The organism is Gracilimonas sp. B-17, assembly GCF_056857935.1.
Map to the genome: position 1 here is coordinate 309,016 of NZ_JBSXOA010000010.1, position 17,704 is coordinate 326,719.

Consider the following 17,704-nt stretch of genomic DNA (forward strand, 5'->3'; position numbering starts at 1 on the left):
GGGTTAAAAATATCAGGAATCGAATAAATCACCGTTAGAGTTACTTGGACTGATATTCAAATATTGATAAGCTTTTTTAGTACAGATCCGGCCTTTAGGGGTGCGCTGCATAAAGCCTTCTTTGATCAGGAACGGCTCGTATACTTCTTCGATAGTTCCTTTGTCTTCTCCAACAGCCACACCCAGTGTGCTTAATCCAACCGGGCCGCCATCGTAATTTTCGATGATGGCTTTGAGGATCCTGATGTCCATTTCGTCCAGGCCGTTTTGATCAACATCGAGGGCATTAAGGGCCTTATCAGCTATCTTGTCGTCGATGGTATCTACATTATCAACCTGTGCAAAATCTCGTGTACGGCGCAGGAGTTTGTTTACGATCCGTGGCGTACCGCGGCTCCTTCTTGCGATCTCATGTGCTCCAGCATCAGTAATATTCATGCCCATCAGGTGTGCCGTTCGGAGGGCGATTCGCTGCAGCAGTTCCACATCATAATAATCCAAGCGCATATCGATGCCGAAACGGGCACGAAGCGGAGCGGTCAGTAAACCTTTTCGGGTAGTGGCACCCACCAATGTAAAATGATTGAGTTCTATCTGAATGCTTCTCGCATTTGGGCCGGAATCGATCACGATGTCCAGCTTATAATCCTCCATGGCAGAGTACAGATACTCCTCGATCACCGGGTTAAGCCGGTGGATCTCATCAATAAAGAGTACGTCCCCTTCTTCCAGGTTGGTTAACATACCGGCCAGGTCACCCGGTTTTTCCAAGACCGGTCCGGTGGTCGGTCGGATCTTCACTCCCATTTCGTTGGCAATGATATAGGATAAAGTCGTTTTACCTAGTCCGGGAGGTCCGGAAAGGATCACATGGTCAAGCGCGTCACCTCGTTGTCTGGCAGCTTTAATGAAAATGGCGAGGTTTGAAATAGCCTTTTTCTGGCCAATAAATTCCTCAAGAGATCCGGGGCGTACGGTCTGTTCAAAAGCTTCTTCTTTCTCCTCAGGATTTAAAAGGGGATTATTCACGTTATGATCGTGTATTTGTTAACGCTAAGTTTATATTATAATACTTAGTTTCCGAGCTAAATGCGCAGCTAATTAATCGAAGCAATCATGAAAAAAACGTCATTATCACCGGATGAAATGAGCCTGGATCCCTCGATCACTCAGAAAGCAAAGATTGCCAAGAAATTAGCAAATCCCAAAAAAAATGAGATCCTTAAACAAAAGGGAATGCATAAAGATCTGCGCTCCAGTAACCTGAAGATATTCGGGAATGATTATTTCTTTAATTATGAGCTTAGCTGGCTGAAGTTTAACGAACGTGTTCTGGCTGAAGCTATGAATGAGAAAAATAAGCTTCTTGAAAGGGTTAAGTTCCTATCTATTGTTTGCTCAAATCTTGATGAATTCTTCCAGAAAAGAGTAGGTGGATTGAAACGACAGCAGCTTGCAGAGGTGAAGGAATTATCTGTAGATGGCATGACACCGACCGATCAGCTTAAATCGGTTCGCAGTGAAGTTCAGGATATGATCGAAACGTATCGGGGATGCTTCTTTGAGGATCTGTTGCCAAAACTTGCTGAAAAAGGCATTCAGATCAAAGGTTATCAGGATTTGACCGATTACCAAAAAAGCGTAGGCGACCGTTATTTTCAGAAACAGATCTATCCTATCGTTACACCTTTGGCAGTAGATGAATCTCACCCATTTCCATTTATCTCAAATAAGAGCTTATCCTTCGCGATCGAGCTGATCAACCGCCGTTCAAATGAAAAGACCTTTGCCCGCTTAAAGATCCCTGCCAATAGAAGCCGTTTTATTCAGGTTCATCGAAAAGGGAATAAGGTTATTTTGGTACCCATAGAAGACATCATCCGTGAAAAAATGGATCAATTCTTTCCGGGGATGGAAGTGATATCAGCTCATATGTTCAGGGTAACGAGAAATGCCTCGGTTGATCGAAATGAAGAGGAAGCTGAAGACTTGCTTGAAACGATCGAGGATGAATTGAGGGAACGTAAGTTTGCAGAGATAGTACGGCTTGAGCTGGATGCGGCGATGCCAAAGCACATTAAGAAGTATTTACTGGATCATCTGAATATTAGCTGGAGTGATGTGTACGAAATGAAAGGGACCATTGGTTTAGCTGATGTTATAGATATTGCAAAACTGGATGGGTTCAATCGGTTGAAGGAGCGGAACTGGACTCCGGTTTTACACCCCGCCTTACGCCATGCCCCTGATGAAGAAATGCCAAGTATCTTTGAAGTGATCCGAAAGGGGGACTTCATGGTGCATCATCCTTACCATAGTTTTGAACTTACCACACAGCGGTTTATTGAAGAAGCAGCCAAAGACCCAAAAGTGCTGGCCATAAAGCAAACTTTGTACAGAACCTCTCAGGACTCTCCACTCATGCACTCATTGATGCATGCTGCTGAAGAAGGCAAGCAGGTGGCGGTTTTGGTAGAGATCAAAGCGCGTTTTGATGAAGAACGTAATATAAACTGGGCACAAAAACTTGAGAACTATGGTGTACATGTGGCTTATGGGATACCGGGTTTAAAGATCCATTCAAAACTGACCATGGTGGTTCGTGAAGAGGGAGATGACCTCAGAACCTATTGCCACATTGGCACCGGTAACTACAATCCGGACACGGCTCAGTTATATGAGGATATGGCCTTATTTACTTGTGAGGAGACACTTTGCTCTGACGTAACAGATGTCTTTAATCTCTTAACGGGTTATGCTCCCGAACAAAAGTTTGAAAAACTCTTTGTAGCCCCACATCATATGCGTCGTCAAATGACAGATCTGATCAATTTTGAGATAAAAGAAGCAAAAAATGGGCGTCCGGCAAGGATAATTGCAAAAATGAACAGCCTTGAAGATCCTTTGATCATCCAAAAATTATATGAAGCTTCTGAAGCAGGGGTAAATATTGACCTTATCGTTCGTGGTGTTTGCCGGTTAATACCCGGTAAGGAGGGGTTGAGCGAAAACATAACCGTTCACTCCATTATTGGGAGATATCTGGAACATTCAAGGCTCTACTATTTTAATCACCGGGGGGAACATAAGTATTTCATCGGTTCAGCAGATTGGATGCATCGAAACTTAGACGCTCGAGTGGAGGTGATCACCCCGATCGAAAATGAGAAGTTAAAAAAATACCTGCAATTCGCATTCAATATCTATTTCAATGACAACAAGCAGCGATGGTTACTTATGACTGACGGAACCTATTCAAGGGCGGAAAAGAAAAAAGGCAGTTCAAAGCTAAGTGCCCATGAGTTCTTCATGAATCATATGAAAGATGCAGATGAACCTATACCAATGGCAGATTAAACGACAGGTCCGCTCAATCTATTTGTTTAACATCTTGAGAATCAGAATAACCCAGCTCTTCATTTAACTTTTTAAGTAGACTGAAAGCCGGGCTTCTGAATACCCCATCAAGCTGATACGTCTTTGTAACAGCGTTTCTTGCTTTTTCAAGTTCTCCGGTATTTACCAGTGCATTGCCAAGATACCAGTAAGCTTTTTCGGTTATCATGCGATTGCCTTCAACCCGATCGATAGCTTGCCCAAATTCGAATATTGCTTGCTCATATTCATGATTGTTGTAATGAATGATGCCCTTATTCAAATAGGCCTTGGAGCCATAAGGCTCTTCATCATAGTTCGTTATCACTTCCATATAAAGGGTTAGTGCACGGTTATCATCACCTGAAAGGAAAGCCTGAAAGCCCAGATTCAGCAACGAGTCTGCAGAAGTTATGGTCATATCTTTAGAACGGATAGCATTTGAAGTCTCGATCTGAGTGGGTCCAATATTTTGTACAACCATTTGGTCGAGACTGACTGCATCATCAACTCGGAATAACTGAACCAGTGCCACTAATATAATAGCAGCTGCTGCAGCTGCATGCCAGATCCATTTAGGTAATTTCCTGACCGGGGTTTGTTCCGGTTCCTCATTAATAAAAGAGTCTGCTTTCTGCTCGATCAGTTCTTTGATGTTGACCTCAAGTTCAAGCAGTTCCAGCAGGTCAGGATCTTTGGCAAATTCATTCCAAAGTTCCTGGATCTCGTTTTCCCCTAAGTTGCCTTTTATATAGGCATCAATTTGCCGCCGAATGTCTTTTTCTCTCGAATCCTTCATTGTTTAAATTTTATGTCAAAATACCAGAATGTATTTCTAATACATTCTGAACTCTTATAGTTAGAGCGATGAGAAAGCAATTCCTTACACTATTTTTGAAATTTTTTTTCGATGCATTCTTTCAGGACATTTATGATACGGTGTTTCTTGGTCCAGGCATTGTTCACAGATATGCCAAAGTGATCTGCTACTACCGCAGTTTCATAACCGGGGTTTTCAAACCAGTACTCTATAAACTTTCTGTAATCAGCCTTTAATGCCTCCATACAGCGCTTTAAAAGCGACATTTTCTCTTTGTCAACCAATCGATGCAATTGATCGGCTTTTGTGGAATGATGCTCCGGCAGGTCTTCATAATTGACCTCCCTATCCTTTGAAAGGACTCTAAAATACTCGTGTTTTGAAGTAGTAAACAGGTAATTTATGAGAGCATCAGGGTGTGTTAATTCGTCATTTCGAATTTTTTCTAATGCAATAAGGAGTGTATTTTGTGCGCAATCCTGCGCGTCTTCGAAGGAAGCATTCAAACGCACAGTAAGGAATTTGATAAGAACCGCAGTGATAACTTTCACCTGTTTTGTTATCATTGGTTCATCATCCTCCAGGACCGCATCAACAAATTTTGAATAATCCATGTTTTTAATACACTTGGTTAAACCAAACCCTAAAATAACATTAGCTACGAAAAGAAAAACAGGAAATTAAGTCTTCAAGAGTGTAATATTATAAGATATGTATAGAGTTCAGCTAAATAATTTTGAAGGTCCCTTAGACCTGTTACTCTTTTTCATCAAAAGAGATGAACTGGATATATATGATATTCCGATCTCTTACATCACCAAGCAATTTTTGGAGTATATAAACCTGCTAGAGGTCCTGGACCTGGATGTAGCCAGTGAATTTATCCTGATGGCAAGTATGCTCATGTCCATTAAGGCTAAGATGATGCTTCCCCGGGAAGATTCTGATGAAGAAGAACTTGATGAAACCGATCCAAGATATGAGCTGGTTCAGCGTCTGCTGGAATACAAGCGGTATAAGGAAATGTCAGAGAAGATGGCAGATATGGATGAAGAGACCCGGAAAAAGTATATGAGAGGGTATCCTGAAGCTGATACCGTGGAACAACAAGCTTCAGGTGAGGCACTTCAGGACGTTACCATGTTCGATCTGATAGCTGCGTTTAAGAAGGTTCTGCAGGATATAGAGAGAAAAAATATTGTACATCACGTTGAAAAAGTGAGTACAACTGTTGAGGAACAATCTGAATTTGTGTTGAATCGATTGCAGGAATATGGAAAGCAATCATTCATGGAAGTGTGCTCAACACTGCAAAATAAGATCTATGTAGTGGTGACCTTTTTAGCGGTGCTTGAGATGATCAAAGAACAACAGATCAATCTCTTTCTTGAAGAAGACCCAACGGAGTTTTATATCGACCTCAAGCCTGTGGATGAGATAATAGGAGCTAATTAAATACTATAAAAGATCAAATAATGACGAAGAATATACTACTTACCATTCTACTTGCAGCCTTTGTTTCATGCAGTACACTTAATGGTTCTAAAAATGAGCAAAAAGCTGATATCTATTCATTTGCGGATGAAATAACAGTTGATGGCCTTTACAATGATCTTGCCGTATTGGCCCACGATTCCTTGCAGGGACGCGAAACGGGCACTATCGGTGAACAAAAGGCAGCCAGGTTCCTGGCAAAACGATATCGGGAAATGGGGTTGAAGCCGGTAGGAGATAATGAGACCTATTTTCAGCATTATGAGCTAATTCAACCTGCTATCGATGAGATCTCTTACATTCTGACGAATTCTGAAAATGGTGAGGTCGTTGAAAGGTCGGTCCATAACAACAATGAATATGGAAATTTTGTGACCATTTTTGGAGGTAATGATCCGCTGGAAGGGCCTGTAGTGTTTGTTGGTGGGGGAATTAATGATGAAGAAACCGGGGTGGATCATTTTTCTACAGATCTTTCAGGTAAGTGGGTTCTTGTATTTTATGAGGAGGGTAAGACCAACATGAGATATCTGCAGTCTGCGCTGGCAAATGAAGGAGCACTTGGCACGATAATAATTGTTGGAACTGACATTGAAGATTTTGAGCAGGAAGCAGAAGGAAGGATGGCAGGGTTTGGTCAGGGAAGAGGGCTTTCACTTAAATATTTGCAAGACAACAACTCAGGTAATGCCCCTGCCTTCAATCGTGTGCACCCACAGTTGGGAGCTGAGATGTTAGGTCTGCAAAGCCTAGATGCCCTCGAAGAAATGCAGCAAAGAATATTTTCTCAGCCCGAATCATTTGAACCGTACGCCCTTAATTACAAGCTGGAACATCGTCCTTCAGTAAACGAAAATGTTGTTGAAACACAAAATGTGGTGGCTTTTCTGGAAGGTTCAGATCCGTCCATGAAACATGAAGTTGTAGTACTAAGCTCACATTATGATCACGTAGGGGTCGGCAGCCCTGATTCAACCGGGGATAATATTTATAATGGCGCTGATGATGATGGAAGTGGAACCACCGCTTCGTTACAAACAGCACAGGCCATGATGAAGGCAAAAAATGCCGGCGCCGGTCCAAAGCGAAGTGTGCTGTTTTTAAATGTTTCAGGTGAGGAAAAAGGGTTGCTGGGCTCTCGTTATTACTCAGATCACCCGATCTATTCCATTCAGAATACGGTGGCCAATATCAATATGGATATGATCGGTCGTGTTGACCCGGAGCACGTGGAAGACAGCAGTTATGTATATATCATAGGTGGGCATATCATTTCATCAGGATTAGATAGTTTGACCCGGGTTGCAAATGAGATGGGCCCAGGTCTTGATCTTAGCATGAGGTATAACGACCTGAACGACCCTAATCAGTTTTACAGAAGAAGCGATCATTGGAACTTTGGCCGCCTTGGTGTTCCTTTCGTGTTTTTCTTTAACGGAACCCATGAAGACTATCACCGCCCTCAGGATCACATCGAAAAGATCACGTTTGAACCCTTTTTACAAAGAACCCAATTGGTATATCATTTGACAGCTTTGTTGGCAAATAGTCCAGGACGGCCGATCGTAGATAATCAGGAATTCATTGAAAAGACACAGGTGCAGCCCAGGTGATCTTATAAAGTATTCAAAATCACATTGGAAGGGATGGGCCCAGGAAGCTCATCCCTTTTTTATTTGCCGATCAGTATGAACGGAGCCCAGTGAACAGGGTGGCTATAGTAAGGGTGAGAGATCATGGCTAACTTGGCATCTCTTAAGGCTTTGGCTTTATAATCAAATAATGGATGCTCATACAGGCCAAACCAATCTAATGTTCGGTTCATGATGCCATAGTCTGCACTCTCATGTGTCTTAAGCATACTGTAAAACTCGGACATGAAATCTGCAGTACTTCGGTCGTAGATGCTCCATAAGCTAACCATCACTGAAGAAGCCCCGGCGGAGAGGAAGGAACGCTGCAATCCAAGCAAGCCTTCACCTGTCACAATTTTACCCATTCCGGTATTGCACGCACTTAAGGTTACAAGATCTGCATTCAGTTTTAGCCCGGAAATTTCCCGGCTGTTCAGATATCCGTCTTCACCAAAAAGAGATTCTACATCAGTTTTCTTGGAAAGTAACAACCCGCTTTGAGAAGGAGTTGATTCGTTCACCTCGGCATGGGTGGCAAAATGGATAAAGCGGAAATCACTCAGATCATGAGACTTTAAGTTAGCCTCGGTAACATCATCATTCTTAAGAATCCTGGAATTAGTGAAATTAACTGAGATGGAATCCACCTCCAGTAAGGTAGAAGGCAAGGAGGCAAAAGAGGCCTGCGAGCTACTCAGACTGGTAAGCCCATCGCCTCCTTCAAAGCCGGAACCGGCAAGAGCCAATAACTCAAAATTTGTAGTCCGGTGTGGGTTATTTATAAATGAATAGATAGAAGCCGAAGGGAGGTATTTAATATGAAAGTCTTCGATCAAATATTGGTTGTTATTGCTTAGGGTTTCGAAGGGAAGAAAAGTAAGTGCTCCGCCGGGTATGATCAGTAAGTTCGAAATTTCACTTCTGCTTTCAGAAACTTCAGAGGGAATAAGTTGACTATAAAGAGAGGCTCCGATCTCTTGTATTTCATTAACCGAAGCTTTGCTTGTGATCGCTTCCCGGAAAGTTCTGATCTTTTCAGTAAAGTACTGTTTTGCTTCCGGTGAACCTTCCGGCATAAGAATACTGCCAGTAATATTATCTTCTGTGATCAAAAGCCGAACCACATGTTCTTCAGTGAAAGCATATTCCAAAATTGCAGATTCAGAATCCAGCATATCCTGAGCTTTCTGGAGGGTAATCGGCTGAGGGTACTTGAAGTCTTTAAGACTTACATTACTTACATGCAGTTCATTCAGAAAACTTTGATATTCGAACTCAAGATCTTTGAGCTCATCCCGTATGGTACTTTTTTTGGTTAGTGACTCTGTTGCAGAAAGTTGATTGTATAATCGGTCAATTTGCTTGGCCTTTTGCTGCTTTTTGATAAGGGTTGATTCATCCAGAGAACTAAGTTCTTTTTCCCGTGCCTCAGCAAGCTCATCTATCAATACTCGGGCCTTGGCAGACTCGATCAGCTCAAAAGCTTTCTTAGGATCATTTCTTCTTGTGATATGCCAAGAGGCCACTTCATTATAAAACCCTGCATGCTGACTAAAAAATCCGGACCGAAAAGCAAGCCCTGCTACATTTGTGCGAAGGGAGTCAATAAGAGAAAAAACTTCTTCAGCTAAGATAAAGGCGCTATCTGAGGAAGCTCTATTATATGCTTTGGCGAGTAGAATGGCGGTGGGAATTTTCTCCGGGACCGTGCTTTCTGAAGATAACTCATAGGCCTGGCGATAAGAAGCTAAACTGGCATGCAGGTCTCCTTCTTTTTCATAAAGTTTGCCCAGAGAATTAAAAGTTCTAATCTGCCGGGTTTTAAATCCTTTTTCTTCAGCAATCTTCCGGGCTTTGGTGATATACTCTTTTGCCGATTGGTAATTTTTTTGATCTGTTTCAAGGTTGGCAAGGTCTAAGTAAATAGAGGATAACAGCCTGGGATCGTTAGCCTCTTCTAACCAATCTAAAGCTTCAAGATAGAAAGCGGATGCATTTTCCGGGTCATTATTTTGAACAGCCACCCGTGCAATACGCAGCAAACTTTCGGCGGCGGAAGCCGGTCGTTCAATTTCACGGTTGATGTCAAGGGATTCGTTATAGTAGGCAAGGGCATTTTCAAAGTCTCCGGAGCGCTCGTACAGGCCTCCAATATTATCCAGAGTTTGGGTGATATCGTACGGGTTGCCCAACTGCCGGGAAAGCTCCAGCGATTTTTGATAGTAAATAATGGCACTGTCCCTTTGTCCCTGCCGCTCAAAATTCCAGGCCAGGTTGTGGTAAGCTACATCCAGCAGATTGGGGTTGCCCAGTTCTTCCCGAATGGCCAGGCTTTGGCGGATGTACTCCTCTGCTTGTTGGTATAGCCCGAGATCCATCATCGTAAGAAAAGATCGGTTTAGAACAGCAGAAAGTCGTGGCAGATCATTTATAAGGGTAAAATATTGAATAGCTTTTTTTTGAAGTTTGAAAGCTCTTTCATAATCTCCTTCATTTTGGTAATAGTATGATAAGTTATTACTAATTCGGGCTATTTGTAACGAGTCTTGCCCCTGCTCTGCTAATTTTAAGCCATTAGATAAATAAAATTTTACGGAGTCAGGCATTTCTAACTTTTCGTAAGCCCATCCTAATAAATTAGCTTTTCTAGCTTCGAGGCTTAAAGAAATATTCAGAGGCTTTTTATTCTCAACTTTATTAAAAACTGTTATCCCTTCTCGTACAAATCCTTGTTCAACTAATGCAGATCCATATTGAAAAGAAGCCCCGATCCAGCTAATGGTATCTTTTCTTTGGAGGTAAAGCTTCATCGCCTGTTTAAAATCTTCTCCAGCCTTATCGTATTCATTATTTCTATGAAAAATACTTCCACTGTCCATCAAAGAGTCAGGCGAGACTTGTTGGGCACTTAAGCCACAATGGAAACTGAAAATTAAAGCGAAACTTAGGATATAAAATCGGATCATAAACTTTTTAGTTTCCATTGCAGTTTGCAACTATATGTATAAACTTGTTCCTTTAGGAAAGAACAACAAATTAAATAAACTACCAATGGAAAAACAGATATTCTATACAGATCCAGACCCAGATACTGAAGGTGGAGACGGCGATGGCGGAAAAGGCGGAGATCCCGATACCGAAGAAACTTAATAGGTTAAAACACAAAAGCTGTACCTGTAAGCTGATCCATTAATTTTTTGGATGAAAAGTCATTCTCTGGAATTATACCAATTAAAAAGTACCCGCTTTAATCTGCCGTAGTTGAAAGCTGCATTACCTCGCCTTCAATGAAGTTGATATCTATAAATGAGTTATAGGTGAAAAGAATACGGGCTATAAATGTTTTAATAAAGCCGGATAATCCGGCTTTTTTTATTCCCCAAACAAAGCATTCACAAAATTGGCGCGGTCAAAGACCTGTAAGTCTTCAATTTGCTCACCCAATCCAATATACTTGACGGGGACACTTAGCTCGTGAGAAACTCCGATCACGATCCCGCCTTTGGCAGTCCCATCCAGTTTTGTCAGTGCCAGCCCGGTGATATCAACGGTTTCAGTGAAGGCTCGTGCCTGTTGTAATGCATTTTGTCCGGTAGAGGCATCCAGTACCAGGATCACTTCATGAGGGGCTCCCTCTACTACTTTGCCCATAACTCTTTTGATCTTAGCCAGCTCTTCCATCAGGGCTTTCTTGTTGTGAAGACGTCCGGCAGTATCTATCAGTGCCACATCCGATCCTCGGGCTTTGGCTGCCGCTACGGTATCGTAAGCAACGGAAGCCGGGTCAGCATTTTGTCCCTGTTGGATGATAGGAACATCCGCCCGTTCACTCCATATCTTAAGCTGATCAACGGCAGCAGCACGGAAAGTATCAGCGGCACCCATGATCACCTTTTTCCCGGCCTTTTTATAGAGATGTGCCAATTTACCGATGGTGGTTGTTTTACCCACGCCATTAACACCTACCACCAGAATAACGTGTGGCTTGACCGGAAATTCAGCATCAAATTCTGCCGGTTTATCCGGGGCATTGTCTTCCAGCAGGTCTACGATCTCCTGCCGCAACATGGTTTGTAATTCATCCTGCGTGACGAATTTGTCTCTGGCAACACGGGCTTCAATTTTCTTTATTATCTCTATCGTTGTGTTGACCCCGACATCAGAAGTGATCAGGATCTCCTCAAGGTCATCAAGAATAGCGCCATCAACTTTGTCTTTGCCAACAAAAGCTTTTCCGATCTTGTTGAGAAGACCGTCTCTGCTTTTTTGGACACCTTCGTCAAGCTTTTCTTTTTTCTTAAGTCCTAATTTTTCTAGAAATCCCATGTCCTAAACTAATTGAATTCTGCACCGCGCATAATGAGGCGGTAGCGATTAAAGTAATCTATCCACGATATGACCATTAATGTTACCGAACAAGCCATTAAAAACATGTGAACATTTGTAACATCCGGGAAAAAAAATACGGAGATCCAGTAAAGAGCCAGTACATTTACTGATATTTTTCCCGACATGATGGCCATTGCCACTTTATCATACTTACTTTTTATGAAATATGAGCCTAGCATGATGGAGATATCTCTAAACATTGCCAGGATCAAAAACCAAAGCGGGATCCATCCGATCCAAACTGTATAAATAAATAATACAAGGGCACATAACTTATCAGCGATCGGGTCGATCATTTTTCCGACTTCTGAGATCGTATTTGTTTTACGAGCTATGAGGCCATCCAGATAATCCGATATTACTCCGTACAGGATCAATAAGCCAGAAGTGGTGGTAACCTGAAAGTCATTGATGTAGTGCAAATAAACAATAGGGAAGGCTACCAAAATTCTGGAAAAAGAGATCATGTTAGACCAGGTCATGACCCGTCCTGAAACCTTCACCTTTTTCCCGTCTATATTTTTGGTGTTTGTAGCCAAACCTTGTTTTTATTTGCGATATTGAGCACCAAATTTACAGTCATTAACACTCTAAAACCAATATGAAGGACCATAAATTACTGGTAGAAAAAAAGCTGAATTCAAAAGAGGTTTTCAAGGGGAAGCTATTACATGTGTTTTATGATGAAGTAGAGTTGCCTGATGGATCAAGATCCTCCCGTGAATGGATCAAACATCCCGGTGCCTGTGCCGTTGTCCCTGTTTATGAAAATGGGGACATCATGATGTTAAGACAGTTTCGTTATCCTATAGGTCAGATATTCTGGGAAGTTCCGGCCGGGAAAATAGACGCAGGTGAGGCGCAGGAGGTAACAGCCAGGCGAGAATTAAAAGAGGAGGCGGGTGTCAGTGCTGAGAACCTGTCTTATGTAGGGCATTTTTATCCGGGAATTGGTTATTCAGATGAGGTCATTCACATTTACGTTGCCTGGAATTTAAAGTCTGTTCCTCAAGAGGTAGATGATGATGAGTTTGTGACTCGCCACAAGCTGCGGTTCAAAGAAGCTGTAGAAATGGTGCATTCCGGTGAGATCAATGATGGGAAAACGGTCATCTGCCTATTGAGGTCATGGCACTGGTGGTTGAAAAATTCTCCCTTTGAAATAGATCAATTGTCTGTTTGAACCTCTTCGGTATAAGCCTCCTGATGCATGATCTCTCCGCCTTCGTAAGCTACATACATAAGAATGCCGGCAGTGATCAAAGCTGTTAAAAGTATCACAATATGCAGACCTGTCTCAAATCTGAGGTTAAGTTTTTTAGCAGCCAGTGCTCCGATACTTAGTAAGCCCATTACAATGGCAAACCAAAACGAAACTTCAGCTGCTTCTTCATGGTCGTGAATGGCATCATGTGATACTCCGGCCACCTCTTCAACAATATCTTCAGCTGACTCCCCGGTCTCAATGGCGACATAACTTCCGACTGCGCCAAAAATAAACAGTACAAAAGCTATATTGCGAACAGAAGCATTACTTTTATACATGCCCCAGATCAAAATGAAGATCCCGATAACGGTTGTAAAGATGGGTATATGATTAACAATAAGGTGTAAATGTGCAGGATTCATGGTGTACTCCTTTGGGTTAGAATTCCTGAGTCTTTTCCACTAATTCTTTGCCTTTTTCCATCCAGTGGTAGATGGTGGGCAGTACCAACAATGTGAGTAGAGTCGAAGTAACCAGTCCGCCGATCACAACAGAAGCTAGTGGGCGCTGTACTTCTGAGCCCGGCCCAACATTAAAGGCCATGGGCAGGAATCCGAGGCTTGCAACCAATGCCGTCATCAATACGGGCCGTAACCGATCAGCAGACCCCTGGATGACAGCCTCTTTCAATCCCTTACCCTGAATTCGAAGATCGTTGAGATGAGAGATAAGGACGATACCATTCAACACGGCCACACCAAAAAGGGCCACAAACCCAATACTTGCAGAAACGGAAAGGTACAATCCACGTACCCATAGAATAAAGATCCCTCCAGATAGTGCGATCGGCAGGTTCAGAAAGATCAGCATGGTGAACCGGAATTGGCCGAACATCATATATAGCAAACCAATGATGATAAGAAGCGATATTGGGACTACAATATACAGGTGGTTCATGGCTCGCTGTTGATCCTCAAATGCTCCGCCGTATTGCAGGAAATAACCGGCAGGAATATCGATCTGACTTTCAATGGCTTCCTGAAGGTTTGCTACATAAGTACCTGTGTCGATGTCTCTAATATTGATACCAAGTATGGCTCGTCTCCAGCTATTTTCACGGGCTATTTCCCGCGGACCTTCCTCAGCATAGATGTGGGCAACCTGCTTTAAAGGTATGTATCCTTCGTTTGGCAACTGAAGCGGAACCTCCATGATATCCTGAAATGAATTACGCAGATTTTCAGGTAAACGAACCACGATATCAAAGCGGCGCTGACCTTCAAAGATCTCTCCGGCAATACTGCCACCAATACCGGTTTCGATCACGTGCTGAACATCATTTACGTTCAGCCCAAAAGATGCCACGGCTTCACGGTCGATCTCAATATTGAAATAAGGCTGTCCGCTACTCTGTTCCAGGTAGTGATTATCCGTGCCCTCAAGTCCACTCAGAATAGATGAAATTTCACGCCCAATCCTGTCTAAAACCTCAAGTTCTTCACCAAATATCTTGACCGCAATATCTGATTTTACTCCACTGGTAAGTTCATCAACCCGCATGGCAATGGGTTGTGTAAAGTTGTAGGATAGTCCCGGTTCTGTTTCAAGATAAGGTCTGATCAGGTCAACAATATCTTCTTTTGACAGTCCGTCACGCCATTCCTCCCGAGGTTTAAGGATCACCCAAACATCTGTTTGATGAACGCCCATCCAGTCATTGGCGAGGTCAGAACGACCGGTTTTGGGAACGACCGTTTTGATTTCTGGGATATTATCAGTGAGTTTGCCGGCAAACCAGTTAGCATTTTCCACTGATTCTTCAAGCGTCACAGAAGGCATCCGAACCTGTTCAACCAGAATAGATCCCTCGTCCAGCTCGGGTAAGAATTCAGTTCCCAAAAAAGGAAGAAGAGTCAGGGATGAAAGGAAGATCACAACGGCAGACCCAATAGTTATGGTCTTTTTATTGAGGCTAAGCTCAAGGAATCTTTTGTATCGTGGTCGAAGCCAGTTGATCACATAATTTTTTCGAAGCTTCACTCCATTCTTAAAGACAATGGCAGTCATGGCAGGAATATAGACCAGAGCAAGGATCAATGAGCCGAATACAGCCGTTGCTACAGTGATGGCCATAGGTCTGAATAAAATACCCTCCATACCTGAAAAGGTCATGACAGGCACATAAACCATTAAAATTATGAGTACACCAAAGAAGATCGGCCGGGCCACTTCGTGAGCAGCTTCACGTATCACTACCAGTTTTGATTTTTCAGACTTATCATGATTGAGCCGGTGAACGACATTTTCCACCATCACCACAGAACCGTCCACCACCATACCAAAGTCAATAGCACCCAAACTCATCAGGTTAGCGGCAAGGCCAAGCTGATCCATTCCAATGAAGGCAAAGAGCATGGAAAGGGGGATCACAGAAGCTACAATGATGGCGCCGGTTATTTCGCCTAAAAGTAATAACAGAACTGCGATCACAAAGAAACCACCTTCTACCAGGTTTGTTATTATGGTATCTGTAGTTCGATCCACCAGGTCAGATTGATCATAAAATTTTTCGATACTCACACCTTCCGGCAAACTCTTATTCACTTCATCGATCTTGACATCAATATCTTCGATCACTTCCCGTCCGTTACCACCACGAAGCATCATGACGATACCGGTCACAATTTCACCATTTCCATCCTGGGTAACCGCCCCCTGCCGAAGCTGCCGGCCTAGGGTAACCTCAGCAATATCCTTCACATAAATTGGGCGATTATCCAGCTCTTTGACAATGATGTCCTCGATATTCTTTGCGGTACTGATCTGCCCAAAACCACGAATGATGTACTGCTCACGGTTGTGCTCCAGGTAATTACCACCGGAAACACTGTTATTGTTCTCGATGGCCTCGGTCAGGTCTTTCAAACCAATACCAAAGTTACGGAGTCTGTCCGGATCCACCTGAACCTCATACTGTTTCACAAAGCCACCAAATGAGTTGATCTCGGTCACACCCTGTACGGTTTTGAGTTGAGGAGCGATCAGCCAATCCTGTATGGTACGAAGCTCAGTAAGGGTATGATTTTGTCCTCTAACCACATATTGAACGATCTCTCCCAATGCGGTTGAAATTGGTCCAAGCTGTGGAGATGAAACACCTTCGGGCAATTCATCTGCTATACTTTGAACTCTTTGACTAACCAGCTGCCGGGCAAAATAGATGTCAGTGCCTTCCTCAAACTCTATGGTAACTGCCGATAGCCCGAACTGTGAAATGGAACGAACTTCCTTGATATCGGGCAACCCGTTCATGGCGGTTTCAATTGGATAGCTAACGAGTCTTTCCACATCATAGGGAGAGTAACGGCCGGCTTTAGTGATAACGAGAACCTGTACGGGGGTTACATCCGGTTGAGAATTGATGGGTATATCCTGCAGGGAAAAGATGCCGCCCGCGGCCATCAAAACAACCAGAGAAAGGGCAACAAATTTTTGGCGAAGGCTGAAGTCAATAATATTGTTTAGCATGGTGTCGCTTATGAAATGTTAGTCTGCAAATTGCTCAAAACGCTCGAGGGCCTTCAGGCTGAATACCTGGGTGATGGCTACTTTTTCTCCCGGTTCGAGCCCGCTATTTAAAATGGCATGTTCATCAGTGATGCGAGCTATACTTACGCTCCTTTTTTCATATTCAAGACCTGAAAGCTGAACAAAGACCGTGGCATCAGATTGTTCGTACTGAACAGCTGTGATCGGTATACTGATGGTGTTTTCCTCCGGTTGAGCCTGGTATGTGAGGCGTACACTTTGCCCGACCAGCGGCCAGTTATTTTCTGTTGTTACAATGGAGTTCAATACTACGGACCTGTTATTCTGATCCAATGCCGGATTGACCGTAGTAACTCTAGCATTAATGGAATGGGCTGAAACTCCCTCGCGGCTGGCCCTTTCGTTAATGGTGAGTGAAGTACCGGGTTTTATGAAATAGGCATCTTCAGGGGCAATGAACCCACGAACCAGAACTTCTTTATTATCGATAATATCGAGGAGTCGTTGATAAGCTGTGACTGATTCCCCCATTTCAATCAAATGTTCGTTCAGAACGCCATCGATGGAGGCGTAAATGGTTAACCTGGCGTTCGGATCAGAGGCAAAAGGGTCCCAGCGTTTGGTCTGGCTTTCAGTGATCCCAACAGCTTTTAAGCGAGCCAGTGCGGCACTTTGCCGGGTTTGTGCGAGTCTCAGGTCAGCTTGTGCCCGCTCCAAATTTCTGAGTGGACTGATCTTATCTTCAGTTAATACCTGCAGGCGTTCAACCTGCTGTTGCTGATAGGTTATCTCAGCGGTAGCTTCCAGATAAGCTGCAACCAGGTTGGCAAATTCCAGGCTTTCAAGTTCCAGAAGTGGATCTCCTTTAGAAACTCTTTCCCCTTCGTGGGCAAAGATGTTTGAAACCCGTCCATCGATCGGGGCACTTACCACTGAGATCCTTTCAGGGGCAGGAAAGACCTCACCCGGCGCCTCAATGGAAAATGATACAGGCTCTGAAGTAACGGTGTAGGTTTGAATTTTCAGGTTATCTGCCTGCTCCTGAGTCAGTTTGATACTTTGCACGGCTTGTTCAGATCTTAGCGATGGAGGTGTTCCAGTATCATTTATGGTAGGCGAGTCTGAGCTACCGGAGCATCCAATGAACATTATAAATGCGGATATAAAAAGAGAAACAGCAGATTTCAGTGAAAAGGGTACTGTGAATTTATTAGGTATTGCTTTCATTGCGGTTGT

13 protein-coding genes are annotated in these 17,704 nt (G+C 43.2%); 4 read left to right on the top strand and 9 right to left on the bottom strand.

Annotated elements, in window-relative coordinates:
- Positions 1–12: 12 nt before the first annotated feature.
- Positions 13–1,029 carry a Holliday junction branch migration DNA helicase RuvB gene (gene ruvB / locus AC13FX_RS04655; protein WP_482879325.1) on the bottom strand — a complete coding sequence of 339 codons (1,017 nt, stop codon included), beginning with the start codon at positions 1,027–1,029 and terminating at the stop codon, positions 13–15.
- A gap of 87 nt (positions 1,030–1,116) precedes the next feature.
- Here ruvB and ppk1 point away from each other — a divergent pair, with 87 nt between their 5' ends.
- A complete protein-coding gene (ppk1, locus tag AC13FX_RS04660; protein ID WP_482879326.1) occupies positions 1,117–3,357 on the top strand; it encodes a polyphosphate kinase 1 in 2,241 nt (746 codons plus the stop codon).
- Positions 3,358–3,370: 13 nt separating this feature from the next.
- Here ppk1 and AC13FX_RS04665 read toward each other — a convergent pair whose 3' ends face one another.
- Both AC13FX_RS04665 and AC13FX_RS04670 read right to left on the bottom strand, forming a co-directional pair.
- Positions 3,371–4,174, bottom strand: coding sequence for a tetratricopeptide repeat protein (locus tag AC13FX_RS04665; protein ID WP_482879327.1), 804 nt, complete (start codon positions 4,172–4,174; stop codon positions 3,371–3,373).
- A gap of 89 nt (positions 4,175–4,263) precedes the next feature.
- Complete coding sequence (locus tag AC13FX_RS04670; RefSeq protein ID WP_482879328.1) at positions 4,264–4,809, bottom strand: RNA polymerase sigma factor; 546 nt, start codon at positions 4,807–4,809, stop codon at positions 4,264–4,266.
- Between the two features lie 97 nt (positions 4,810–4,906).
- Here AC13FX_RS04670 and AC13FX_RS04675 point away from each other — a divergent pair, with 97 nt between their 5' ends.
- On the top strand, positions 4,907–5,650 hold the full coding sequence (locus AC13FX_RS04675) for a segregation and condensation protein A (protein ID WP_482879329.1): 744 nt from the start codon (positions 4,907–4,909) through the stop codon (positions 5,648–5,650).
- A gap of 20 nt (positions 5,651–5,670) precedes the next feature.
- Complete coding sequence (locus tag AC13FX_RS04680) at positions 5,671–7,302, top strand: M28 family peptidase (protein ID WP_482879330.1); 1,632 nt, start codon at positions 5,671–5,673, stop codon at positions 7,300–7,302.
- A gap of 59 nt (positions 7,303–7,361) precedes the next feature.
- Here the strand turns inward: AC13FX_RS04680 and AC13FX_RS04685 are convergent, their stop codons facing one another.
- The 3 genes from AC13FX_RS04685 to AC13FX_RS04695 form a co-directional block, all read right to left on the bottom strand.
- Complete coding sequence (locus AC13FX_RS04685; RefSeq protein WP_482879331.1) at positions 7,362–10,307, bottom strand: CHAT domain-containing protein; 2,946 nt, start codon at positions 10,305–10,307, stop codon at positions 7,362–7,364.
- Positions 10,308–10,695: 388 nt separating this feature from the next.
- A complete protein-coding gene (gene ftsY, locus AC13FX_RS04690) occupies positions 10,696–11,649 on the bottom strand; it encodes a signal recognition particle-docking protein FtsY (RefSeq protein WP_482879332.1) in 954 nt (317 codons plus the stop codon).
- A gap of 8 nt (positions 11,650–11,657) precedes the next feature.
- On the bottom strand, positions 11,658–12,251 hold the full coding sequence (locus AC13FX_RS04695; protein ID WP_482879334.1) for a CDP-alcohol phosphatidyltransferase family protein: 594 nt from the start codon (positions 12,249–12,251) through the stop codon (positions 11,658–11,660).
- A 62-nt stretch (positions 12,252–12,313) separates the two neighbouring features.
- Between AC13FX_RS04695 and AC13FX_RS04700 the strand changes: the two genes are divergently transcribed.
- The gene (locus tag AC13FX_RS04700; protein WP_482879335.1) at positions 12,314–12,895 is read left to right on the top strand and encodes an NUDIX domain-containing protein; all 582 of its coding nucleotides are present in this window, start codon (positions 12,314–12,316) and stop codon (positions 12,893–12,895) included.
- Here the strand turns inward: AC13FX_RS04700 and AC13FX_RS04705 are convergent.
- The 3 genes from AC13FX_RS04705 to AC13FX_RS04715 are packed head-to-tail and all read right to left on the bottom strand — an operon-like array spanning position 12,880 to position 17,695.
- Positions 12,880–13,341: a DUF2231 domain-containing protein gene (locus AC13FX_RS04705; protein ID WP_482879336.1), complete on the bottom strand. Its 462-nt coding sequence runs from the start codon at positions 13,339–13,341 to the stop codon at positions 12,880–12,882. The genes AC13FX_RS04700 and AC13FX_RS04705 overlap by 16 nt on opposite strands.
- A gap of 16 nt (positions 13,342–13,357) precedes the next feature.
- On the bottom strand, positions 13,358–16,447 hold the full coding sequence (locus AC13FX_RS04710) for an efflux RND transporter permease subunit (protein WP_482879337.1): 3,090 nt from the start codon (positions 16,445–16,447) through the stop codon (positions 13,358–13,360).
- A gap of 18 nt (positions 16,448–16,465) precedes the next feature.
- Positions 16,466–17,695 carry an efflux RND transporter periplasmic adaptor subunit gene (locus AC13FX_RS04715; RefSeq protein ID WP_482879338.1) on the bottom strand — a complete coding sequence of 410 codons (1,230 nt, stop codon included), beginning with the start codon at positions 17,693–17,695 and terminating at the stop codon, positions 16,466–16,468.
- Positions 17,696–17,704 lie beyond the last annotated feature (9 nt).